Below are 21,770 nucleotides of genomic sequence, written 5' to 3'. Positions count from 1 at the left end.
CACTAATCATTTTTGATGGTGACATTGGGGTCATCTGACCCAAACATGTCAGTAATTGTTTTGACAACTGGGGCTTCAGCCGGTTTCTCGCTGGCTGTCTGGGGCGCCCCATTTTCTTCCAGGTACTGTTTTCTGACCACAGGCCATTCATCCGTCTGCACCAACACAATCTCAGGTTGCTTACCAGTCAACTGTTGCAGGCCTTTTTTGAGCTCGACCATTAAGTCGTCATCGTTCATTGCCCGCTCTACCAAAATATCATAGTCAAAGCTGACAATCACACCGTCAGCACTCGCTGCCACTGGCTCACTGATATTCATCATGGCCCGTTTAGTCACACTCAAGATGTTGAGTAAGTCTGGCCAAATTCCTTTCAGGTCATTCAAGTCGTGTTTCGTGGCCGCACCCAGAATTGGATATATCTTGGCTTTGTTGAGATGACGTTTCCTTTGAGGCTTAGCGGCGGGCCGTGCTTTAGGAGCAGGTGCAGTAGGTTGCTGAAGTTGCTGTAACTGTTGTTGCAACTGCTGTACTTGCTTAGTCAGTTGGTCCACAGTCTCCGAGGGCTCGCTTGCGGCCACCGGTGCTGGGGCTGGTTGCCCCATTTGGACCGTGGCGACCTCAAGGTAAATCTCGGGGTGACTGGTCAATTTCAGCTGTTGTTGCGTTTGATTCAAAATACCAATCATTCGATAGATTTGCTCAGGGTCCAGATCCGTGCTCAAGGTTTTGAAATGATCGTCCATTAAGCCCAGTTCCAATTCATCAAGCAAATCTGGTGCTTGTTGATAGACCAGCAAATCTCGTAAGTAGTCAATTAAGTCTTCAATCAGGCGGTTAGCATCCTTACCTTGATCCAATAAGGACGTCACGGTCTCTAACGCAGGCGCTATATCGCGACTCGATACGTTCGTCAAATAGCTCCCTAACTGGCTCGTCGTTACACCACCAGTCACGTCTAACGCCGCCGCTGCGGTCACATGGTTGTCACTAAATGACAAGACCTGATCCAGAATCGATAAAGCGTCGCGCATCCCGCCTTCAGCGGCCTTGGCGATGATTGGTAAGGCCTGAGGCTCAAACGTTGCCCCATTGGCATCCAGAACTTGTTGGAGCCGGGTTACAATATCCTGAGCGGTAATCCGGCGAAAATCAAAGCGCTGAGTCCGGGAAATAATGGTCGCTGGGATTTTATGTGGTTCCGTCGTTGCCAGAATGAAGACGACATGAGCTGGTGGTTCTTCTAATGTCTTGAGTAAGGCGTTAAACGCTCCCGTGGATAACATATGCACTTCATCAATGATGTAAACTTTGACACGCGCCACCGTTGGGGCATATTTAGCCTTATCGCGGATATCCCGAATTTCGTCGACCCCATTATTTGAAGCCGCATCAATTTCAATGACGTCAGTTAAGCTGCCATTGTTGATCGCTTGGCAAATTTCACAGGTATTATCAGGTTCACCGTCGACAAGATGCTCACAGTTTAAAGCCTTAGCGAGAATCTTGGCGACACTGGTCTTCCCTGTGCCACGCGGGCCTGTAAACAGATAAGCGTGACTAGTTTGACCGGTGATGAGCGCATTTTTTAATGTTTGAGTAATCGCGGTTTGACCAATCACATCGGCAAAAGTTTGTGGTCGCCAAACCCGATATAACGCTTGATAGCTCACTGTCAGCATCCTTTCTTCAATAAAATAAGTTTATCATAGTTCTGCTGAAATTCGAGGGCGATTGCGGCAAGAAAAAAGCCACCTCAATGAGGTGACCCGTTAATTAGCTATAAAACTTAAGGCACATGGAGAACCAACCTTAGTGCTGCTTCCTTCCAGACCTGACACGATTCAGAAAGCCGCCATTGCCTCAAGGCCTTTCGGCAATTCATAGTATACCTTTTTTTGATTCATTTGCCTAGGCCTGTTTGCGTTTTTTGTTTGCCTTTCGCCGAGCCCGAATAGCCTTGAAGAAACTTTGCAATAAGGCTGCTGATTCGGCTTCGCTGACGCCCGCGACCACATCCACTTGGTGGTTAAACCGAGTGTCAGTCAGCAAGTTTCCTAAGCTCCCTGCGACACCAGCCTTTGGGTCTGGCGCACCATAATAACAAGTCCGAAGGCGACTATTAATCATTGCGCCTGCACACATTGGACATGGCTCAAGCGTAACAAAGAGATCCGCATCTTCCAATCGCCACGAGCCAAGCGTCGCACAGGCTTCTTCAATCGCCAGCACTTCGGCATGGAGCAAACTATTTTGACTGTGTTCGCGCAGGTTGTGCCCGCGACCGACTACTTGGCCGTCTTTGACAATCACCGCGCCAATTGGCACTTCGCCAATTGCCATGGCATCGCGAGCCTCATCTAGGGCCAGGCGCATGTAAAATGCTATGTCTGTGTCAGATAATGCCACGTGGGCCACCGCCTTTCGCATTCATGTTACAATAAACACGATTGATTGCAAGGAGGATTGGCCTTGGACTTAACAAACTTTAAACAATTATTTCCTCATGTGATACTTGAACAGCCATTTCCACCAGACAGCTTGGTGCTCACGATTGATCATCAACTCGTGGCGCTCCCAGCTGCCGATCTCACTGCGCGTGAGCAAGCCTTGCTCGCACCACTGCAGACGCGCCAACATGATCCCTGGGCACAGTTTCTCGCTGAAGGTGGGCAGCAGCCGGCAGTTGACGGCAGCGTTCGCCTGCTGATTTTTGCTGTGGACTTCTCTCAGGCGCAAGGCAACCGCCACGCTTGGCTTGAAGCCCTCATTAGCCTGTTGCCCCAGGTAGAAACCGGCTTTTTCCTCAATAAGCAACAAGGGGTTGTCATCGAGCCTAAAACCGCTGCCTCATTATCAATGACAGACTTCGACGGCGTGGTCAGCACCTTGGATACTGATTTTGAAACTGAGACTCATCTTTTTGTCGGCAGTTTCTGGCCTGTCAACCAAGCGCTGCCGGCAATCTTTCAAGAAGAGCTGGCGCTGGCGACCAGCACCAGCCAAACAGTCACCAATTTGCCCCAAACCGCACTGCGGTACTACACTACCCCCAAGCGCGAACAGAGTCCAATCCTCAGCAGCCTCCAAACGCAGATTCAGCATGACTATCCTGATATGGTACCAGTGATTGGCGCGCTCTATCACCATCAAGGCAATATCTCGTCTGCTGCTAAAGCGCTGTATCTCCACCGCAATACACTCCAATATCGACTTGATAAATTCCAAGAGCAAACTGGCTTCGCCCTTAAAAATATGGATGACCTTGTCTTGTGCTATTTGTTAGTTGCCAACTAAACAAGCCCTCCTGACAAACACTTGTCGGGAGGGCTTGTTGCTTATTGGGCTTGTTCAGCCTTCAAAATATAGTAACCGCGATCCTTCTTCAAAATTTCAGCATCGGCATAAGTTGCTTGCATTAATTTAAGCGCTGAAGGTGCGCCCTGTTTCTTTTGAATCACGACGTATAGCTGCCCACCAGGAGTCAAGAAATCCGCTGCCCCGGCAATAATGGCAGACACAACATCCTTCCCGGCACGGATTGGCGGATTGGTCACCACAACGCCATATTGGCCCGTGATGGCCTCGTAGGCCGCTGATTCGAGAATCTCAACGTTAGAAATCTGATTAGCCTCCGCATTCCGCTTAGCCAGGGCCAGGGCCCGTTCATTGACATCACTCATTACCACGGTGCGATCGGGATAATGACTTGCCAAAGCCAAGCCAATGGGGCCGTACCCAGTCCCAACATCCAGAATATTACCGGCTGGCAGACTTTCGCCAATCACAGCATCAATCAGGACGCGACTCCCATAATCGATGGTTCGTTTAGAGAAAACGCCGTTATCCGTCGTAAAATGCAGCGTGCGACCAGCGAGATCAAAATCAAATTGTGATTCATCGTGAGCTAAATCTGGATCATTTGTATAGTAGTGTTGCATGCTGTTTACTCCTTGTCTTCGAATAAATTGAAGCCACCAATACTCCAGCGCGCTAATCGTTTCTGCCAGAAGCCCATAGGTTTAGCATCGACCTTTTGGTTTACCACCAGCAAGATTTGAATCATTGTGAAGAGCAAGGAACTGCGCTTGCGGTAAGCCACATATTTAGGAACCCAACGCGTGACATACTTATTCTTGTATGACCGCAATCCCTGGAATCCATAGAAACGATAGCCATATTCATAAATCAGGTGGAATAAGCGTTCTTCAGCGAAGGCATAATTTGAAGTCCCCACATTTGCTAAAGGTGCCATGCCCATATTGAAGTATTGGTAGTTCTCGGCTTGCGACTGTAAGAACAAGTTCACAAACACTTCATCCATAATACCAGAAGGCGCATCAGCACTCGAGCGCATTAAGTCGATACTGGTAATTGTTTGATCTCCAGTAGGCATATCGTTGGCAAAAGCAACAATCTTCTGCGAACTATCGCGAATTACGGCAATCGGAGCTTGCTGCAAATAGAAGTCATCGAAGAATCCGAGACTAAACCCTTTTTCAGGCCGACCTTTGAGCCAGGAATCAGACACAGCTTTCAACTCACTTAACAGGTCATCGTCAAAGGGGGGCTGCAACCATTCGAACGTATATCCCTCGCGCTCAAACTTATGAATCAACGCCCGTTCGCCTTTGCGCTTGGTGCCGGCTAAGGTAAAGTCGGCGAGGCCAACATGCCCTTCTTCACCAAATTTCAAGAAATCGAACCCATACTCATGGAGCGTCATAGTTAATTGCTCAGAAATTTCATAGAAGACTAACTTCATGTCTTGCTCATCAGCCAATTGCATGAAGTCCACTATGGCCGGTTCAATCTGTTCAGGATTGCCGACTGGCTCACCCATAATAATGATCTTGTCACTCTTGCGACGATACAAGAAGAAGACCTGATCGTGGTCGTCTACCTGGTAATAATGAATTTGCTTATCGCGCGTGAAGGCTAAATGGCTGACCTCATTCCCGCCGAATTCATCGATTACTGCTCGGATCCGTTTGGCATCGAATCCATCATTCAAGTTGCGTCCTGGTAACCCGAGATACCAATAAATAAGATACAGCGTGGCAGCTGCCACAAGCACCGCGACTAAAGTGGTCAACCAAATGCGCTCTGATGGGAAAAGAAACACTTCCGGAACTCGCCGATGATGAATGGCCGGAGCGTTATAAAATCCTGAAATCGCGTAAAACAAGAAGGTTAGTCCGAAAATCACCCAATCGACGATTCGGCCGCCCCAAGCAAAACTCATCTGAGTACGGGTGAGCTCCTTGCGTGTTAAGACTGTGGCGATGACGACGATCCCCAAGAAGATAATAAAGCGTACACTACTGTCTTCACGAATGGAGGCCACAATGGCAATCACCATTAGAATGACAGTCGGCCAGTATGCGCGTTTGACCTTGTTGGCAATTCCCCGCCCAAAGCCGAGAATTAAGAAGGCCAACAGAATATTCGTCACCCGATCGAGGAAGAAGAAGGTGTACGGATACAGCCGCACATATACCTCATTGCGGAAGGCCAGATCTGGCGCAATCCCTCGCAAGAGCATCATGATCCCTGAGAAGTACAAGAAAACCACCAGAAAGGCGTGAGCCACCCGGCGAATCATTTGTAACGGTAAGCCTTCCAAGAAATCGTTGACTCGTTTGCCGGCGTCTTGCGCGAAGAGCACCGCCCCAATCAAGAAAGGAATGATGTAATAAAACAGGCGGTAGAAAAGTAACCAGACCACGGCCAAGTTACTATTAATCCCAACTTGTCCTAAAGCCAAAATCATAAAGACATCGAATGAGCCCAAACCACCGGGCACCATTGAAATGACCCCAAGCACATTAGCTACCATGAAGGCAGGCAACAAGTTCAATAGATTCTCGTGAACACCCAGGAATGCCCCGATAACCAGGAAGAACAAACCAGCAAAGCCCCATTCAAAGAACGAGCCAACTGTCAGGCGAATCTCACGGGTTAACGGCATGTCTGAGAAAAACTCGGTATCGCGAATATGACTGATAATCATGAGCAATGGGAAATAGGCTGCACCACCAACCAGCCAGAACCAATACTGACTATAAGCCAAGCCAAGTCCAAAGCCATACATCAAAATCAAAGCGATCAATGACCACAATGACAGCCCTGCCAATAAGAACAAAGCAATTTTGGAAATGGCCAACAGAATTTGTTTCTGCGAGGCCTCTTTGTGATAGAAGTTTGCGCGCAAACTGGCACCGAGAAAGCCACCAAAACCGGCGATGTTGGTGAAGGTATTGACAATCCAACCTGATTTCACCACGTAGCCCTTCTTATATTTCCCGGGCAATAATTCCGTGATCACGAAATCATAATTGAGCATCGGTGTGACTGCCAGGAGTCCTAGCCCTGTCAACGCCAATAAAGCCAGCGGGCTTTGTGAGGCCAAACTAGCTTTGACAGCCTCTCCGTTCAGGTCTTTCGTGATACGCCCCACTTCGATGATGACAAAGATGAGCACTGACAAGACAAAGAGTATTTTCAAGACAGTCAAATGTTGTTTAATAAAATTGGTTAGACGTTGCCATAGTTTCATGAGAAATCCTCCGTTCTTGTCTATTATATCGGGTTCAGCACCAAAACGCAGGCATTTTGCGGCGGGTGACAAAAGTGTTAGCTCCAGTAAAAGCATAGAATCCTGGCGCGTATACTTATAGCTTTTTTTGAACTATAATCAAGCTATTAATGTAAGCGGTTGCTTACTTTGGAGGTCGAGTTATGGAAAAGGATGATTTCACTCAAAAGATTAGGTCACTGTCTAAACGCGTGGAAACACTCCGCGATAGTTTGAAAACAGAAGAAGCCACAAAGAACTCGCTAATCATGCCATTTTTTCAAGCGCTTGGATACGATATATTCAATCCGCTAGAATTCATTCCCGAATATACCGCAGATATGGGCATCAAAAAAGGTGAGCGCGTCGATTACGCAATCGTCATCAGTGGGAAACTTCAACTTTTAGTTGAAACAAAAGCAATTAATGAGGATCTAAATAATCACGATTCTCAACTATTTCGCTATTTCGGCACGACAGATGCAAAGTTTGGCATCCTCACCAATGGTAATGAATACCGTTTTTACACTGACTTGGACAATCAAAACAAAATGGATGCAGAGCCATTTCTGACGATTCGGTTGAATGCAATTCGCGATAGCCAAATCACCGAGTTATTTCGGTTCGCTAAAGATAATTTTGATGAGGAAAGCATTTCTTCCTCAGCGTCTCAATTAAAATTCACCAACCAATTCAAAGACTATCTCAATCAAGAAATGCAGAATGTTGATGAAGGTTTCGTTCGGTTCGTCCTGCAAACTGTCTTTAACCAACGGGCAACACAATCAAATATCGAACTATTTACTCCCATCATCAAAAATGGTTTTCTGCAGGTTATTCAAGAACAAGTCAGCGACAAATTAAGTTCCGCCCTAAATACGTCGGTGACTACATCGTCGGTGCCCGAATCCACCAATGAAGAGGATCCTGGCAACGAAGCGCAAACAGCGATTATCACCACCCCGGCAGAGATTGAGGCTTATACAGTGGTCAAATTAGTCCTGAAAGATCTCATTGATGAATCCAGGGTCTTCTATCGCGACAATAAATCATATTTTAACGTACTCATTGACGACAACATTCGCCGGTGGGTCGTCCGGGTCTATTTCAGCAGAGCCAAAAATTGGATTCAACTCAACAATGCCGATAAAGAAGTTCTTGATTTCACTCACACGATTGATATTTATAATTATGCGGACAAAATTATTGCTGCATTTCAAGGCTTAAATATCGAGTAAAGCCAACTTGTTTCCGTCAGTACTAAAAAACGACAATCGCCGCCGGATGGCAGTGATTGTCGTTTTTGATTAGAGCTGAAATTACTTAAGAGTAACTGTTGCGCCAACTGCTTCAAGGTCTTCCTTGATCTTGTTAGCTTCGTCTTCAGTAGCGCCTTCCTTAACAACAGAAGGAGCGCCATCAACAAGACCCTTAGCATCCTTTAAGCCTAAGCCGGTGATTTCACGAACAGCCTTGATAACCTTAACCTTTTCTTGGCCTACTTCGCTCAATTCAACGTCAAATGAATCCTTAGCAGCAGCACCGGCTTCGCCAGCACCTGCAGCTGCAGCAACAGGAGCTGCTGCGGATACACCAAATTCTTCTTCGATAGCCTTAACTAAGTCGTTCAATTCAAGGATTGAAGCATCTTTGAGTTGTTCAACGATTGCATTTGTATCTAATGCCATGTTTGTTTCCTCCAATATTTTTAAGTGGGTAGTAATAGATTATGCGGCTGGTTCTTCGTCCTTGCTGTCGGCAACAGCTTTGACAGCGTATGCGACATTGCGAACAGGAGCTTGAAGGACAGAGAGCAGCATTGAAAGTAAACCATCGCGATCTGGCAATGTAGCCAAAGCGTTGATTTGGTCAAGACTTGCAACTTCGCCTTCGATAATACCACCCTTGATTTCAAGAGCGTCGAATTGCTTAGCGTACTTAGCCATGATCCGAGCAGGTGCTACGACATCTTCGTCAGAGAAAGCAACGGCGGTAGGGCCGGTGAATACTTCATCCAAAGCTTCGTAACCATTTGCGTCAGCGGCACGACGTAAGTAGGTATTCTTGATAACTTCCATCTTTACACCGTTATCGCGAAGTTCCTTACGTAAGTCAGTCACTTCGGCAACAGTTAAACCACGGTAGTTAACAACAACAACACTAGCAGCAGCCTTGAAACGGTCAGAAACTTCTGACACGATCTTAGCCTTTTCTGCAATAATTGTTTCACTCATTTGTTTCACCTCCTGTAAATTGGTTGAAGTTTTTTGCATAAAAAAACTCCCGTCTACCAGACAGGGAGGTATCTACACGTTCTGATACCACCTCGGCAGGATATTAAGGCTTGCGCCACCTGAGTCTTAGGCAGAGTGAATTAACACAAGAGTTAGAATACCATTTGCATGCAGGCGCGTCAAACTATTTTTCAACTCGACAATTTCATTCCCTATGATAGAATCAATGCAAAAGGAGGAGTTAAAATGAAAATCAATGGATTAGTGCGTCACACATTGCTTGCCGTTGGCCTTGGATTTGGGTTGTTTCTCGGCACTGCGCAACATCAAACAACCGTTAGCGCCGCCAGCGGCGTTGTCCAAGTGAAGTATGTCCCTGGGTACGGGATCGCGTTGTGGAATTCACCAGAATCTGGTCACGCTGCTTACACGCAGAAGTTGTTGGATGGTTCCAAGTGGCGCTATTCTGACGTCAAACAGGTCAATGGCCAAACGTGGTATCAACTGGGGACGAATCAGTGGGCTGATGGCAAATATCTGACTACAGCTTTAACCAGTCAACCGGCCGAGACCGCTAAAACTGGGGTCATCACCATCAATTATGTTCCAGGCTATGGCGTCGCTTTGCGGACAAGCCCGAATGGCAACTTTGTCAAACCCACTCGGACACTGAAGCATGGCACTTCTTGGAAGTATTTTGCGGTCAGCCAAGCTGCTGGCAAAACCTGGTATAAGGTCGGGACAAATCAGTGGGTCGATGGCACATACACCGGCAAGCCCGCTGCTAAGCCAAGTACGCCTTCAAACAATCAAAACCAATATGGCGTGACCAACACTGCCGGGTCCAGCTCAATTCTTGGAGACAGCCAAACCAAGATCTACCACTTACCAACACAAAAGAACTATCAGATTCGCAACGACCACTTAGTACGCTTCAGTTCTGAAGCGGCGGCACGGGCCGCGGGTTACCGGCGCTCGCTTCGCTAATCACCATCGTTTCAAGCCTTGTCTCCGTTAGGAGCAAGGCTTTTTTTATTGACACTGATTGCATCGTTCAGCGACACTAATGGCAATTCCAATCCGGATATTTGTGATTTTTGCTGAAAATCTTCATAAAAAGTTGATATTCCTCAATTAAACTAAAAGCATCACAAAGGAGGCCTGAACCGTGCGACGAATTCAATGGATAGATATTGCCAAGGCCTTTGGAATCATAGCGGTGGTCATTGGCCACTTTGCACCCAAAGGCACAACCTTATACGAGAGTCTTTACTGGTGGACGATGCCACTGTTTTTCATGATTGGTGGCTTCTTTGTCAAACCCCTTTATTTGGACGAACTGCCAGAATTTTGGCGGAAAAAGGCGCTGCCCTTACTGAAACAATATTTTGGGTTCGGCACCTTATTAATTCTGATTAGCTTTGTTGTTGAGCAACACGACATTCAGTTTACCCTGACCTATTTCTTACGCTTACTGTATGGTGGGACATTATTGAACGGATATCTCTCTGTCTTTTGGTTCACCACCGTTTATCTAGCCAGTCTGTTCATCTTCAGTTTAGCGCGTGCTTATCTACCCCTACTTGGCCAAGCGAGTCTGATGTTGACGAGCTTTTGGATCGGCACCCATTACACCAACGCCGAAGCCGTGCTGGGTCAATCCATCCCAGGCAACTTAGATTTAGTCTTGTTAGCTGCACCATACATGTTCATCGGCTGGTGCATTTACCGACTCCAAAAATACTGGCTTAATTCCCCCGTCATCATTGGACTGACCTTTGCCGTTTTAGGATTCATGATTGTGATGCAGCAAGTGACCGATTTGAATTTTTATCTCTTCATGAAATCCCACCACGTCACACATCCCCTTTTAAGTTTGATGATTCCGCCAATGATTGTCGTGGGCATACTCAGTCTATCCCACGGTTTAGAGGGCACGACGTTTGCCTACTGGCTTGCAAAGCTTGGACAACATAGTCTCCCAATCATGTATTTACATAAGGCGGTCGGCTATACCTTGGATAATTTCATGCCAGAAAATCTTGTTATTTGGGTCAGCGCTGGGATTCTAGTCCCACTCTTATTAGTCGGGCTAGTCACACTGAGTCGCCGCCAACTATTGAGGCTGACGTATGATAGTTAAGCATTGGCAATGGCTGGCCATCGTTGTCTTTATCGGATTGCTTTGTGGCATTCCGGCTTCCCAAAATCTTCACGCTTCACGGACACCGCCAACTATTTTTGTCCATGGGCTTCATGGTAACGCGACTTCAATGGCCGATTTAATACGCACAGCAACTGAAGCCGGCCGCGCAACAAAAACGCTCACAGTCACCGTCAGACCTAACGGCGGCATTGTGCTCAGCGACGAAACCACAAGTGATCTGCCAGCCATGATTCAGGTGATTTTTGAGAATAATCATGCTGGCGAACGTCAAGACACCATCTGGCTGCGCAACATCTATCGCAAACTCTATCAAACTTATGGCTACAGCCAAATAAATGCTGTCGGTCACTCCATGGGCGCCTATGCTGTCATTGGCGCGGCTATGCTGACCCAGCCCATCCAAATCAATAAGATCCTTGCCATCGCCGGTCCATATAATGGCATCTTGCATTGGAACGATGCCGTCCACGAAACCACGCTTGATGCCAATGGCAAGCCATCACTTATCCGGCCGGAGTATCAGTGGCTGCTAAGTCACGCTCACCGTTTCAAAGCCAGTCGCGTTCTGAACGTTTACGGTGATGTGGCCGATGGCTCAAGCTCTGATACAGTGGTAACCACCAATTCTGCTTTGGCACTGGGCTATGTATTACGGCACAGTCCAACCCACTATCAAACACAATTAGTCAGCGGACCACATGCGCAACATAGTTTGCTGCATAGCCATAATCGCGCAGTTGACCAAGTCATGTTGAGTTACCTTTTCGACTAAAGCACACAAAAAAGCCCATCTCATTACGAGATGGGCTTTTTGAATCGTAATCGATTTAGAATGAAGCAGCGTCAACCTTGACACCAGGGCCAAAGGTTGAAGTTACTGTCAAACTCTTGATGTATTGACCCTTAGCTGAAGCAGGCTTTGCTTTAACCATTGTGTCTTGCATTGTCTTGAAGTTTTCGAGTAACTTGTCAGTATCAAATGATACCTTACCGATAGGTGCATGCACGATACCAGCCTTGTCAACACGGTAGGCCACTTGACCTGCCTTGATGTCGTTAACGGCCTTAGCAACGTCCATGGTTACGGTACCGGTCTTAGGGTTTGGCATCAAGCCCTTAGGACCAAGGACCCGACCTAAACGACCAACTTGGGCCATCATAGGTGGTGTTGCAACCGCAACATCAAAGTCCATCCAACCGTCTTGGATCCGTTGAACTAAGTCTTCAGCACCAACAACATCTGCGCCAGCTTCTTCAGCTTGCTTAGCTTGATCGCCTTGTGCGAAAACAATCACACGAGCGGTCTTACCTGTACCGTTTGGTAAAACAACGGCACCACGAATTTGTTGGTCAGCCTTCTTAGGATCCAAAGCTAAACGATAAGCAACTTCAACGGTTGCATCGAACTTTGCAAAGTTAATTGACTTAACTAATGCAACTGCTTCTTCTGGGGCGTAAAGCTTGTCAGCATCGACTTGCTTTGCGGCTTCAATATACTTCTTACCTTTTTTTGCCATTCTGGGTTTTCCTCCTTGCAAATGTGGTCAACGGGTTTGTCCCTTCCACTTGATTCATTCAGCTTTCACTGATAATCCGGATGCTGTTTTAGCCTTCGACGACGAAGCCCATTGAACGAGCTGTCCCTTCAACCATGCGCATAGCAGCTTCAACGTCTGCTGCGTTTAGGTCTTGCATCTTTGTTTCGGCGATTTGGCGAACTTGATCCTTGGTTACCGTAGCAACCTTCTTGGTATTAGGTTCACCTGAACCAGATTCTACACCAGCGGCTTTCTTAAGCAAGATAGCAGCCGGAGGAGTCTTGGTGATGAAGTCGAATGAACGATCTTCATACACGGTAATCACAACAGGAATGATCATACCAGCTTGATCAGCGGTACGCGCATTGAAATCCTTTGTGAAGCCCATGATGTTAATCCCGGCTTGCCCTAATGCAGGACCAACTGGTGGTGCTGGAGTTGCTTTCCCTGCAGGGATTTGGAGTTTAACGATATTTGCTACTTTTTTAGCCACGAGACATAACCTCCTTAAGTCCGTGATGTGGTTAAGATGGCCAGCGTTATTTTGACCTCCCACGTGTATGTCCAAACATACTTGTATAGATTATCATGAAACCTTACTAGAAACAAGCGCGACTTAGAAGACGTCCCCCACATACGGTTGGTCAGGAATCGCATTAAAATCAAGCTTTGCCAGATCGTTGACAGTGGTGGTAAAAAACTTAGTGGCACCAGCCAACATCAGGTTAATCTGAGGGCCATTGACTGCTACTGCAACGACCGGCATCTGTTTGCCAAACGCATAGCCGATTTCCATGGCGGTACCAGGATCGGTTTGGCTGTGATCGTAATCAAGAATGGCCACCACAACGTCTGCTTGATCAATAAAGCCAATATCTTCTTTAAAAACTAATGTCTGCCACTCAGGACTATTCTCGACGAGCCCGGCTTGATTGGTTTCGTCTTTAGGTGAGAAAATCCGCTCAATCGTGGCATTTTGCTGTAAGGCTTGATGCACCTGAGCTAACAAATCAAGTTGGACTTGACTGAAGAATGGGCCAGCAAGATAAACTTTCATCTCATTACCTCCGAGGCCAGAGAAACTGGCTGATATCGCGGTCCACAAGCGGGTTCTCATGTAATAAGCTATGCGTCGCTCGGGGACCACGGATGATGACTTCAATATAACGATCGATTTTACCTTTAACCAAAAACCGGATCGCAAAACTACTATTAACAGAAACAACCCCATCATTGCGCCCGCCAATGAGAATGTCACCGGCAATATTTAACCACCGCAGTTCAGGTGGCAAGTTCTGGATGGTCGCTTGGAACTGAGCAAAAATGGGTTCGATATGTTCAGGCCCGTGGGCAGTGATTCGCCAATTGCTAATGGGTCCGTTCTCGGCAACCTCCAAGTCGTTCAATGGCGCCGCAATTGTTACCATTTTGCCAACAGGCACGCGAGGCTGACTCAGCATATATAAGACAGCCGTGACCCCACCCATCGAGTGGGCCACCAAGTTAACCTGATCAAAATCGGCCTGTTGCTGCAAGGCAGTGATTACCGCTTCAAGTCCTGATTGCTGCAGGTTGGGGCGACTGCTTTTGCGTTGATATAACACCTGAACGGCCGCCCTTGTTTGTGGTTGCAATTGTCCCAATAGCTTCACATGCCCATCGCGTTTGACGATGGCCACAACCTGCTTATCCAATTGGCCACGCTTATGCATGCGCCACAACATATGCCCAAACGAATACCGATTCCCATAATAGCCAGGAATAAAAAGCGTCGGCACCAGCACAGAGGCTTTAGTCGACACTGTCATTTGCGGTTTGGCAATCAGCTTAAAATCCCATAAAAGCCCCAGCAGGCCAAGGACAATGAGGCAGCTCAACCACCAGAACATAATTAGATTTTATCGACTTGATCGTAGTCGAGTTCAGCAGAAGTCTCCCGGTCAAACATCATGATGTTGACCTTGAGTTTCATCTTATCTTTGTCGTCAGCTGTAATTTGACCGGACATGCCAGCAAATGGGCCATCAACAATCGTAACAGTTTCGCCGATTTCAAATTCGATATTCGTATGGCGCTTGCTCATCCCTAAATCACGCAAGATGCTAGCAGCTTCTTCAGGCAACAATGGGGCTGGCTTACTGCCGGCACCATGGGAACCAACGAAACCAGTTACGCCAGGTGTATTCCGAACCACGAACCATGATTCATCGGTCATCACCATTTCAACGAGCACATAACCAGGGAAAGTCTTCTTGGTTTCAACTTTGTCCTTACCGTTTTTGATTTCATGTTCTTCTTCTTCAGGAACAACAACACGGAAAATGAAATCGTCCATGCCCATTGAGTTCGCCCGAGATTCCAAGTTGGTCCGGACCTTATTTTCGTAACCAGAGTAGGTATGTAAGACATACCATTGCTTTTCAGATGATTCAACCATGATTAATCTCCTTAAATTTTAGTCAAAATAAAAAAACCGGCAGTCTCTGCGCGGTTTTCGCTAACACCAGTATACCATAAAAAGCGGCGCTGACAACAGATGGTTGCCAGCGCCGCTTGCCTTCTATGAAAATCTAGAAGATAAATTTGTTCAGAATCAGCAAGAGTGCCCAATCGACAACGGCAAAGTAAACCGCAAATAGGATGGACGTCATGATGACGGTGAATGTATCGCGCCGGGCTTCTTTAGCAGTAGGCCAGGTCACTAATTTCATTTCAGCAAAAACACTTTTGATGAACTTCATGTGCAAATCCTCCGACGATTACTTCGTTTCGCGGTGTTCAGTCACCTTACCGCAATACTTACAGAACTTATTTAAGGTTAAACGTTCCGTCCGACGAGGGTTCTCAGGAATAAAGTAATTCCGTTGCCCACAGACAGAACAGGCTAAAGCCACTTTTTTTACGGACATGTCAATCCTCCAGTTATCTGCTAATTTACCAGATAACCTGACAAACTGCAACTATTGCCACAAGCCGCTGATGGTCAAAACGACGACTTGAACAGCTGCCACACTGAGTAAATTAGCGATGGCTGTCCCAAAGGTTTCGGCTTTGCTCTGCTTTGCCAGAAAAATTTTGACGTTGCGTCGAACAAACGGGACCAACGCAAAAACCACCAGCATCAGCCAAGGTTCAAAACCAAAAACAATTGCCAAGGCAATACAAGCAAAGGCTGCAATTGCTGACCAAGGATACAGTTTCAACGCTAAGGGCTTGCCCAGGTAATACGGGAGCGTGAACCGCTGATTGATGACATCTTGATCAAGATCACAAATGTTGTCGGCAAACATTACCGTTCCATCCAAAATCACAATCGGCAAAGCCACAAAGAATAATTCCAAAATCACAGCTAAATTACCGGTCAAAGCGAATTGTTGGCCTTGGAGCACCAAATCAATTGGTTGCGGGACAATGTTCACAAACACGGCGATGAATATTGTCCCAAACCCCTCGCACAGTCCGGCTAGGATTTCGCCCAGCGGCATCCGAGATAAGGGTACTGGGCCGGCTGTATAGAAGATGGCGACGAAGATGGCTGCGCCACCAATAAAGAGCAAACTCAAATTTGTCCGAAAAACCAAGATGAGCCCCATCACACAGGCCAAGGTCAGGAATCCCCCCATCAGTGCGAGCGTCCGCCGAGGCGAAAGCTGCTCACGACCGATGATGTTTTGCGTCTGTCGGTAGTGTTCATCCTTGGCTTTATAGAAATCTTGGACATTGTTAAAGCCAGTCACAAACAGGGCAATGCTCATCTGGCCCACGAAATACAGGCCGGTATTAATCCAGTCAATCTGACCAAAAGCATATTGCGCATAAGCAACCCCAAACAGAAATGGCAAGAGGCTGGCCGTTTTGGCGGGAAGCCGAATCAGCTCTAGGAACAACGGCCAGGTCAATGGTTTATAGGTCGCGGTCATCCCTTCACCCCCCACGCGAGCAACAGCCCGAGAATTAAGCTGCCATTTTCCAAGACAAGATTGGCGACGCTTGTGCCAAAGGTTTCATGTTTCACCTGCTTGGCAGCAAAGCGGCGCGTGTTGGCCATAACCCACGGTAAGCTGACAACAATCAGCAGCGCCGGCCAAGGTAAAAGTTGCATAATGACTGCCGCCAAAATGCCGATGTAGCCAACATAAGCCAGGCCAATATACAACCAAAGGCTGTATTTTTTGCCCAGATACATCGGTAAAGTAGTCCGATGATTCCGAAGATCTTCGTCACAATCCGAAATATTGTTGGCCAGCATCACATTAGCGATAGTGGCCATCGCTGGGATACAAGTCAACCCCAGTGCAATCAAGGCGACGAAATTGCCCGTTAGCCCGAATTGCGGCCATGCCAATTGCAACGCCAACAGCGTATTCTCGGGCACGTTGATATAAACGGCAATAAAAGGAATTCCCAAGCCCATCACCCCACCAGAGAGCACTTCTCCCAGGGGCAAGCGTGATAGCGGTAAAGGGCCAAAAGTATAGAAGATCCCAATGGCGAAGCAGACCATCCCAATAAGGAGTAACAGCCAATTTGTGCGCCAAACTAACACCAGTCCTAACACCGTGGCGATAGCAACCATGGTGACAACCATAATTGCAACCAAAGCCGGGCTCACTTGCGCTCGGCCAATAATATTCGTGGTGTGCCGATAAGCGTTATCTTTAGCCTTTTGAAAATCCATCAAATTGTTCAAAGCCGTCGTTGCCATGTCAAAAAACAGCATCGCGATAAAGAATATCCCAGTGTTCACCCAATTAACCTGGCCAAAATAAACAGCCGCAAAGAGTGTCCCCACCACAAATGGCAAAATACTGGCCAGTTTAGTTCGTGCTTCAACGACCTCAAGAAAGACCTTGACCCCCATACTTACCTCCTGTCTATTGCAGTGTTGCGAGTTTGTACTTAGTCCCCTTAACCAACTTAAACGTGTCTTTTAATCCGCTGGTAGTGTATACCTTATAGTCCTTCGTAATGAAAATGGCTTCCGTATGAGGCCGTTTTTCAATGTAGGCAAGCCCATCTTTCAAGCCCTTATCAAAGGTCGCCGTTGACAACGCATCCCCATCCACCGACTTATCCGTGATAATGGACACGCCCATCAGATTATTATCAAATGGGTAACCGGTCTTAGGATTCATTAAATGCATGTAAGTCTTATTACCGACTTTCAAGTATCGTTCATAAATTCCAGACGTCACAATGGTTTTATTGGCAGCTGGCACCGTTCCCAGCGCGACACCGCGAGATTCTTTGGGATCTTGAATGCCCACGGTCCAATTGGCATTCGTATGCTTTGGACTGTGCCCCAAGACATAGAGATTACCACCTAAATCGATAATGGCTGTGCTAACCTGATCCTTCTTGAGCACCTTCACGACTTCGTCTGTAATGAAGCCCTTGGCAATCCCGCCTAAATCAAGTTGCATCCCTTTTTGTTTCAAGTAAACGGTTTGGTCAGCCTGATTTAATTCTACATTCTTGTAATTCACGAGCGGCAGGCGTGCATCAATTTCTGATTGACTAGGTTTGCGTGCGTCAGGGAACCCAATGTGCCAGAGGCTGGTAATTGGTCCAATGGCTAAATCAAAGGCGCCATCTGAGTTATCACTGAAATATTTGGCATATTCAATCAGCTTGTAGATACTTGGTGTCACCTTCACCGGTTTCACGCCGGCTTGGGCATTGACTGCATCAATTTCAGAGCCCTTCTCGTTGACCGTGATTTCATCGGCCAGTTGACTGATGCGTTTAAAAGCATCATCCAAGGCTGACTCTTTGCCTTTGTCGTAGACCCGAATTGTGACCACTGTACCCATCAGGTATTCTGTATTCGAATAAGGTTGATCCAGTAACGTGGCCGGCTTGGGGGTTGCTTGCTGTTTACAGCCCACTAAGAGTAGAACAGCAGCAACCAGCAACAATAAAGTTTTGAAGACTTTCTTCATTTATCTTATCTCCTAATGTCTTAATAGCTTAAATATAGCAAATTTTTCGACACGCGGCTGACGCTATCCAAAGAAAATCCCCGCTCATCCAGATGGATGTCGGGGATCAGTGGATTAAATCAAGATTGACATCACTGCGGGTGACTATTCACCGTAAACGATGTTGTCAACTTCAATTTTAGCGGTATTGCCAGCTTGGGCTGCATTAATTAATTGTGCAGCGTAGAGGGCAAAGCTACTTGAGCTTTCGGTTGCACCTGAAACGGCAGCAACGTTTGGTTGTTGACCCTTCACTAATTCTTTATTCAAATCAGCGATATATTCCTTAGGGCCAATGCCATTCTTGGCCTTCATTGCCTTTTCATAAGCGGCGTCATTAGACTTCAGTTTGCCGTCTTTATCGACATAGTCATAGTTTGACTTAGTAATCTTGCCGTCTTTGACAGTGATTGAGAATTGCACCTTATAACCGTGAGAAGCATTCTTTTCATCTAAGGTATAAGTGCCATCTTTCATCTTATCGGTGTTGTGAATTTCAATTGTCTTAGTGTTGCCAGCTTGAGCAGCTTGGACTAATTGTTGGGCATAGTTTTTGAATGTCTGAGATGATTCGGTTGCACCAGTCACAACATCAATGCTGTTGACGTTCGTACCATTCTTCTTGAATGAATCATTCAACTTAGGAATGTATTCAGCTGGGCCAACGCCAGACTTTGCCTTCATCGTCTTTTCATAGCTGGCATCCTTAGTCTTGCTCTTGCCATCTTTATTGACATAGTCGTAAGTCGTGTCGCTAATCTTGCCGTCTTTGACGGTCATTGACATTTGAACACGGTAATCGTGGGAGTAGTCTAATTCCTCAAGCTTGTATGTACCATCTTTCAATGCGCCACCAGCAACTTGCTTTTGTGAGCTTTCAGCTGCCTTGCTAGAAGAAGACTTTTCAACCTTGGAACTGGTTGTCTTGCTGCTGCTTGAATCACTGCTGCTTGAACTGTTACCGCAAGCCGCTAATACAAGTGCTGACATTGCGATCAATGAAATACTAGTAATTGTTTTGCTGAGCTTCATCAGAAAAACCCCTTTGTTATATAAAATTTGGTGTTTGTGTCATCTTTCACACAATTAGAGTTTAACGAAGCCATGTGCAAAAATCAACAATTTATTCACAGTTTGTTAACACTTTCTCATTTTGAGAAACCGAATACACGCCTTATATCACTGAATTGTGTGATTTTACGCACCTTCAACCGAATTCGTGAAAAGATGGACAAAACCGTTTTCTTCAGCGTATAATCAGGTAGGAAATATCATGCATTTATTTTGACTTTTTCATAATAAGGAGTGTTATTCATGGCAACAAAAAACATCGTTGTCGTCGGTGCTGGCTTTGCCGGTGTCTACGCCACGAAGCGCTTAGCCAAGCATTTCAAACGAAATGCTGATGTGCAAATCACTTTAATTGATCGGCACTCATACTTTACATATTTGACCGAACTGCACGAAATTGCAGCTAACCGAGTTGAAGAAGATGCCATTCAATATGACCTCCAACGACTTTTCGGCCGGCGGAAGAACGTGAAATTAGTCACGGATACAGTCACCACAATTGATCGGGTCAACAAACAGGTTGTCACCGCTCATGGGTCTTATCCTTATGATTATGTCATGCTGGGGATTGGTTCTGAACCCAACGACTTTGGCACCCCTGGTGTTAAGGAACACGGATTCACCTTGGGCAACTGGGAAAGTGCCATCCGTTTGAAGGAACACGTCAAAGACGTCATTCGCCGCGGGGCGACTGAACATGATCCTGAATTACGCAAAGCGCTCTTATCCATTGCTGTAGTTGGTTCTGGCTTTACCGGGACTGAAACCATCGGGGAATTGCGTGATTGGCGTGATGAATTAGCCAAGGAAAATAAGATTGATCCTGAAGAAATCACCTTTAATCTGATTGAAATGGCACCAACCATCATGAACATGCTTGATCGTAAAGATGCCGACAAAGCCGAACGCTACATGCAAAAGCGCGGCATCAACATCATGAAGAGTACCGGCGTTGTCGGCGTTCATGACACTTATGTCGACTTAAAGGACGGTTCCACCTTCCCAACGGCCACCTTGATTTGGACTGCTGGGGTTAAAGCAACTGATCAAGCTGCCCAGTTTGGTCTCCAGCAAGGACGGGCCGGCCGGATTCTGGTCAACAAGCAAATGGAATCGCAAGACGATCCTGACATTTACGTTGTTGGGGATGTTTCCTTAGTTGATGAAGACGGTACCGGTAAAGGCCAACCACAAATTGTTCAAGGTGCTGAAGCGACAGCCCAAGCAGCCCTGTCCAATATTGAAGCCAAGATTGAAAACAAGCCATCTGTTGAATTCAAGCCAAACTATTCTGGCTTCATGGTCAGCTTAGGCTCGCGCTATGGTGTTGCCAATCTGATGGGCTGGATGCATCTATCTGGATTCTTTGCAATGTTGATGAAGCACTTAGTCAACATGCTCTACTTCTGTCAGATTTATTCTGGTTACTACCTATTCCAATACTTCATGCATGAATTCTTCCGGACCAAGAACGATCGCAACTTGATGCGCGGTCATATTTCTCGGCAAGGGAACGTACTGTGGACCATCCCTGCCCGGCTTTTCTTAGGGGCCATGTGGCTCGTTGATTGTTGGGGAAAGATTCAAGGCTCCGGCTCTTGGTTCACCGACAAATTACGCTTACCATTTGCTTGGTTACAAACGGCTGCCACTAGTGGTGCCAGTGCTGCTGGGGCCGATGCCACAACCGCAGCCAGTGGTGCTGAAGCCACGAAGACTGCCACCAAGGCTGTCTTCTCCCTGTCGTATGAATACGGGAACGATCCGATGCCAGTCTTCTCACAGATGCCAAAATGGATGTACGACATTACCAAGACTTTGATTCCTAACCAAGATGTTGCTTTATTCATGCAAAAGACGATGACCATTATCGAAATTCTCGTTGGTCTCGCCCTCATCGCTGGTTTGTTCACTTGGTTATCCTCTGCCGCAACTGTTGCGCTGATTGCAACGTTCTGCCTGTCTGGGATGTTCTACTGGGTTAACATTTGGATGATTCCAATGGCAATTGCCTGCATGAACGGTTCTGGCCGCGCCTTTGGGTTAGATAAGTGGGTTGTCCCTTATCTGCAAAAGACTTTCGGCAAGTGGCGCTATGGCACACCGAAGTCGCTGTACGGTAGCGATGTGGTAAAATAGACTCATTGTCGCAATGGAGTTCTGGAGAATTGCTCCAGAACTCTTTTTAGGTCACAGGAGTCG

At 46.7% G+C, this 21,770-nt stretch carries 23 protein-coding genes, 1 other RNA gene and 1 other annotated feature; of the genes, 6 read left to right on the top strand and 18 right to left on the bottom strand.

Going from position 1 to position 21,770, the window contains the following annotated elements; all coding sequences use genetic code 11:
* Positions 1–2: 2 nt before the first annotated feature.
* From dnaX to FC34_RS07975, 3 genes are all read right to left on the bottom strand, one after another.
* Positions 3–1,673: a DNA polymerase III subunit gamma/tau gene (gene dnaX / locus FC34_RS07980; RefSeq protein WP_057894981.1), complete on the bottom strand. Its 1,671-nt coding sequence runs from the start codon at positions 1,671–1,673 to the stop codon at positions 3–5.
* Positions 1,674–1,778: 105 nt separating this feature from the next.
* An RNA gene (gene ffs, locus FC34_RS09575) (signal recognition particle sRNA small type) lies at positions 1,779–1,875 on the bottom strand.
* A gap of 36 nt (positions 1,876–1,911) precedes the next feature.
* A complete protein-coding gene (locus tag FC34_RS07975; protein ID WP_235803415.1) occupies positions 1,912–2,376 on the bottom strand; it encodes a nucleoside deaminase in 465 nt (154 codons plus the stop codon).
* Between the two features lie 96 nt (positions 2,377–2,472).
* Between FC34_RS07975 and FC34_RS07970 the strand changes: the two genes are divergently transcribed.
* Positions 2,473–3,297 carry a helix-turn-helix domain-containing protein gene (locus FC34_RS07970; protein WP_057894890.1) on the top strand — a complete coding sequence of 275 codons (825 nt, stop codon included), beginning with the start codon at positions 2,473–2,475 and terminating at the stop codon, positions 3,295–3,297.
* Positions 3,298–3,338: 41 nt separating this feature from the next.
* Here FC34_RS07970 and FC34_RS07965 read toward each other — a convergent pair whose 3' ends face one another.
* Complete coding sequence (locus FC34_RS07965) at positions 3,339–3,941, bottom strand: class I SAM-dependent methyltransferase (RefSeq protein WP_057894889.1); 603 nt, start codon at positions 3,939–3,941, stop codon at positions 3,339–3,341.
* Between the two features lie 5 nt (positions 3,942–3,946).
* Positions 3,947–6,559, bottom strand: a complete 2,613-nt coding sequence (gene mprF, locus FC34_RS07960; protein ID WP_057894888.1) for a bifunctional lysylphosphatidylglycerol flippase/synthetase MprF — start codon at positions 6,557–6,559, stop codon at positions 3,947–3,949.
* A gap of 182 nt (positions 6,560–6,741) precedes the next feature.
* Between mprF and FC34_RS07955 the strand changes: the two genes are divergently transcribed.
* Positions 6,742–7,815: a type I restriction endonuclease gene (locus FC34_RS07955; RefSeq protein ID WP_057894887.1), complete on the top strand. Its 1,074-nt coding sequence runs from the start codon at positions 6,742–6,744 to the stop codon at positions 7,813–7,815.
* A gap of 81 nt (positions 7,816–7,896) precedes the next feature.
* Here the strand turns inward: FC34_RS07955 and rplL are convergent, their stop codons facing one another.
* On the bottom strand, positions 7,897–8,265 hold the full coding sequence (gene rplL / locus FC34_RS07950) for a 50S ribosomal protein L7/L12 (protein WP_057894886.1): 369 nt from the start codon (positions 8,263–8,265) through the stop codon (positions 7,897–7,899).
* Positions 8,266–8,304: 39 nt separating this feature from the next.
* On the bottom strand, positions 8,305–8,811 hold the full coding sequence (gene rplJ / locus FC34_RS07945) for a 50S ribosomal protein L10 (protein WP_057894885.1): 507 nt from the start codon (positions 8,809–8,811) through the stop codon (positions 8,305–8,307).
* Between the two features lie 31 nt (positions 8,812–8,842).
* Positions 8,843–8,960, bottom strand: a sequence feature (ribosomal protein L10 leader region).
* Between the two features lie 97 nt (positions 8,961–9,057).
* Here rplJ and FC34_RS07940 point away from each other — a divergent pair.
* The 3 genes from FC34_RS07940 to FC34_RS07930 all read left to right on the top strand — a co-directional run bounded on the left by FC34_RS07940 (position 9,058) and on the right by FC34_RS07930 (position 11,750).
* Positions 9,058–9,798 carry a sunset domain-containing protein gene (locus FC34_RS07940; protein ID WP_057894884.1) on the top strand — a complete coding sequence of 247 codons (741 nt, stop codon included), beginning with the start codon at positions 9,058–9,060 and terminating at the stop codon, positions 9,796–9,798.
* A 181-nt stretch (positions 9,799–9,979) separates the two neighbouring features.
* A complete protein-coding gene (locus FC34_RS07935) occupies positions 9,980–10,954 on the top strand; it encodes an acyltransferase family protein (RefSeq protein WP_057894883.1) in 975 nt (324 codons plus the stop codon).
* Positions 10,944–11,750, top strand: a complete 807-nt coding sequence (locus FC34_RS07930) for an alpha/beta hydrolase (RefSeq protein WP_057894882.1) — start codon at positions 10,944–10,946, stop codon at positions 11,748–11,750. The genes FC34_RS07935 and FC34_RS07930 overlap by 11 nt, the downstream gene beginning before the upstream one ends.
* 55 nt (positions 11,751–11,805) lie before the next feature.
* Here FC34_RS07930 and rplA read toward each other — a convergent pair whose 3' ends face one another.
* The 11 genes from rplA to pplA all read right to left on the bottom strand — a co-directional run bounded on the left by rplA (position 11,806) and on the right by pplA (position 19,529).
* Positions 11,806–12,495, bottom strand: coding sequence for a 50S ribosomal protein L1 (rplA, locus tag FC34_RS07925; protein WP_057894881.1), 690 nt, complete (start codon positions 12,493–12,495; stop codon positions 11,806–11,808).
* 88 nt (positions 12,496–12,583) lie between these two features.
* Entirely contained in the window at positions 12,584–13,009 is a 426-nt protein-coding gene (gene rplK, locus FC34_RS07920; protein WP_057894880.1) for a 50S ribosomal protein L11, read from the bottom strand.
* Positions 13,010–13,132: 123 nt separating this feature from the next.
* The gene (locus FC34_RS07915; RefSeq protein WP_057894879.1) at positions 13,133–13,573 is read right to left on the bottom strand and encodes a nucleoside 2-deoxyribosyltransferase; all 441 of its coding nucleotides are present in this window, start codon (positions 13,571–13,573) and stop codon (positions 13,133–13,135) included.
* Between the two features lie 4 nt (positions 13,574–13,577).
* Positions 13,578–14,405: an alpha/beta fold hydrolase gene (locus tag FC34_RS07910; protein WP_057894878.1), complete on the bottom strand. Its 828-nt coding sequence runs from the start codon at positions 14,403–14,405 to the stop codon at positions 13,578–13,580.
* Positions 14,406–14,407: 2 nt separating this feature from the next.
* Positions 14,408–14,953, bottom strand: a complete 546-nt coding sequence (gene nusG / locus FC34_RS07905; protein ID WP_057894877.1) for a transcription termination/antitermination protein NusG — start codon at positions 14,951–14,953, stop codon at positions 14,408–14,410.
* A gap of 133 nt (positions 14,954–15,086) precedes the next feature.
* Positions 15,087–15,257 (bottom strand): preprotein translocase subunit SecE, encoded by a 171-nt coding sequence (gene secE / locus FC34_RS07900; protein ID WP_057894876.1) that lies wholly within the window; start codon positions 15,255–15,257, stop codon positions 15,087–15,089.
* Between the two features lie 18 nt (positions 15,258–15,275).
* Positions 15,276–15,425: a 50S ribosomal protein L33 gene (rpmG, locus tag FC34_RS09570; RefSeq protein ID WP_083479302.1), complete on the bottom strand. Its 150-nt coding sequence runs from the start codon at positions 15,423–15,425 to the stop codon at positions 15,276–15,278.
* Positions 15,426–15,476: 51 nt separating this feature from the next.
* Positions 15,477–16,436, bottom strand: a complete 960-nt coding sequence (locus FC34_RS07895; RefSeq protein ID WP_057894875.1) for a UbiA family prenyltransferase — start codon at positions 16,434–16,436, stop codon at positions 15,477–15,479.
* A complete protein-coding gene (menA, locus tag FC34_RS07890; RefSeq protein WP_057894874.1) occupies positions 16,433–17,377 on the bottom strand; it encodes a 1,4-dihydroxy-2-naphthoate polyprenyltransferase in 945 nt (314 codons plus the stop codon). Before menA ends, FC34_RS07895 begins: the two co-directional genes overlap by 4 nt.
* A 13-nt stretch (positions 17,378–17,390) precedes the next feature.
* Positions 17,391–18,458, bottom strand: a complete 1,068-nt coding sequence (locus tag FC34_RS07885; protein WP_057894873.1) for an FAD:protein FMN transferase — start codon at positions 18,456–18,458, stop codon at positions 17,391–17,393.
* A 144-nt stretch (positions 18,459–18,602) separates the two neighbouring features.
* Positions 18,603–19,529, bottom strand: a complete 927-nt coding sequence (gene pplA / locus FC34_RS07880) for an extracellular electron transfer flavoprotein PplA (RefSeq protein WP_057894872.1) — start codon at positions 19,527–19,529, stop codon at positions 18,603–18,605.
* A 282-nt stretch (positions 19,530–19,811) separates the two neighbouring features.
* Between pplA and FC34_RS07875 the strand changes: the two genes are divergently transcribed.
* Positions 19,812–21,707 carry an NAD(P)/FAD-dependent oxidoreductase gene (locus tag FC34_RS07875; RefSeq protein WP_057894871.1) on the top strand — a complete coding sequence of 632 codons (1,896 nt, stop codon included), beginning with the start codon at positions 19,812–19,814 and terminating at the stop codon, positions 21,705–21,707.
* The last annotated feature ends 63 nt before the right edge of the window (positions 21,708–21,770 follow it).

The organism is Lacticaseibacillus brantae DSM 23927, assembly GCF_001436115.1.
In the GTDB taxonomy this organism is placed as follows: Bacteria; Bacillota; Bacilli; order Lactobacillales; family Lactobacillaceae; genus Lacticaseibacillus; species Lacticaseibacillus brantae.
The sequence above is the reverse complement of the archived record's forward strand: the minus strand, read 5'-3'. Positions and strand labels throughout refer to the sequence as shown.

Coding starts and splice junctions, on each gene's coding strand:
- FC34_RS07930 (WP_057894882.1), top strand. CDS start 10,944: ATGATAGTTAAGCATTGGCAATGGCTGGCCATCGTTGTCTTTATCGGA.
- FC34_RS07940 (WP_057894884.1), top strand. CDS start 9,058: ATGAAAATCAATGGATTAGTGCGTCACACATTGCTTGCCGTTGGCCTT.
- rplJ (WP_057894885.1), bottom strand. CDS start 8,811: ATGAGTGAAACAATTATTGCAGAAAAGGCTAAGATCGTGTCAGAAGTT.
- rplL (WP_057894886.1), bottom strand. CDS start 8,265: ATGGCATTAGATACAAATGCAATCGTTGAACAACTCAAAGATGCTTCA.
- FC34_RS07975 (WP_235803415.1), bottom strand. CDS start 2,376: ATGCGCCTGGCCCTAGATGAGGCTCGCGATGCCATGGCAATTGGCGAA.
- rplA (WP_057894881.1), bottom strand. CDS start 12,495: ATGGCAAAAAAAGGTAAGAAGTATATTGAAGCCGCAAAGCAAGTCGAT.
- FC34_RS07885 (WP_057894873.1), bottom strand. CDS start 18,458: ATGAAGAAAGTCTTCAAAACTTTATTGTTGCTGGTTGCTGCTGTTCTA.
- pplA (WP_057894872.1), bottom strand. CDS start 19,529: ATGAAGCTCAGCAAAACAATTACTAGTATTTCATTGATCGCAATGTCA.
- menA (WP_057894874.1), bottom strand. CDS start 17,377: ATGGGGGTCAAGGTCTTTCTTGAGGTCGTTGAAGCACGAACTAAACTG.
- FC34_RS07910 (WP_057894878.1), bottom strand. CDS start 14,405: ATGTTCTGGTGGTTGAGCTGCCTCATTGTCCTTGGCCTGCTGGGGCTT.
- FC34_RS07895 (WP_057894875.1), bottom strand. CDS start 16,436: ATGACCGCGACCTATAAACCATTGACCTGGCCGTTGTTCCTAGAGCTG.
- mprF (WP_057894888.1), bottom strand. CDS start 6,559: ATGAAACTATGGCAACGTCTAACCAATTTTATTAAACAACATTTGACT.
- FC34_RS07875 (WP_057894871.1), top strand. CDS start 19,812: ATGGCAACAAAAAACATCGTTGTCGTCGGTGCTGGCTTTGCCGGTGTC.
- rpmG (WP_083479302.1), bottom strand. CDS start 15,425: ATGTCCGTAAAAAAAGTGGCTTTAGCCTGTTCTGTCTGTGGGCAACGG.
- FC34_RS07955 (WP_057894887.1), top strand. CDS start 6,742: ATGGAAAAGGATGATTTCACTCAAAAGATTAGGTCACTGTCTAAACGC.
- FC34_RS07915 (WP_057894879.1), bottom strand. CDS start 13,573: ATGAAAGTTTATCTTGCTGGCCCATTCTTCAGTCAAGTCCAACTTGAT.
- nusG (WP_057894877.1), bottom strand. CDS start 14,953: ATGGTTGAATCATCTGAAAAGCAATGGTATGTCTTACATACCTACTCT.
- secE (WP_057894876.1), bottom strand. CDS start 15,257: ATGAAGTTCATCAAAAGTGTTTTTGCTGAAATGAAATTAGTGACCTGG.
- FC34_RS07965 (WP_057894889.1), bottom strand. CDS start 3,941: ATGCAACACTACTATACAAATGATCCAGATTTAGCTCACGATGAATCA.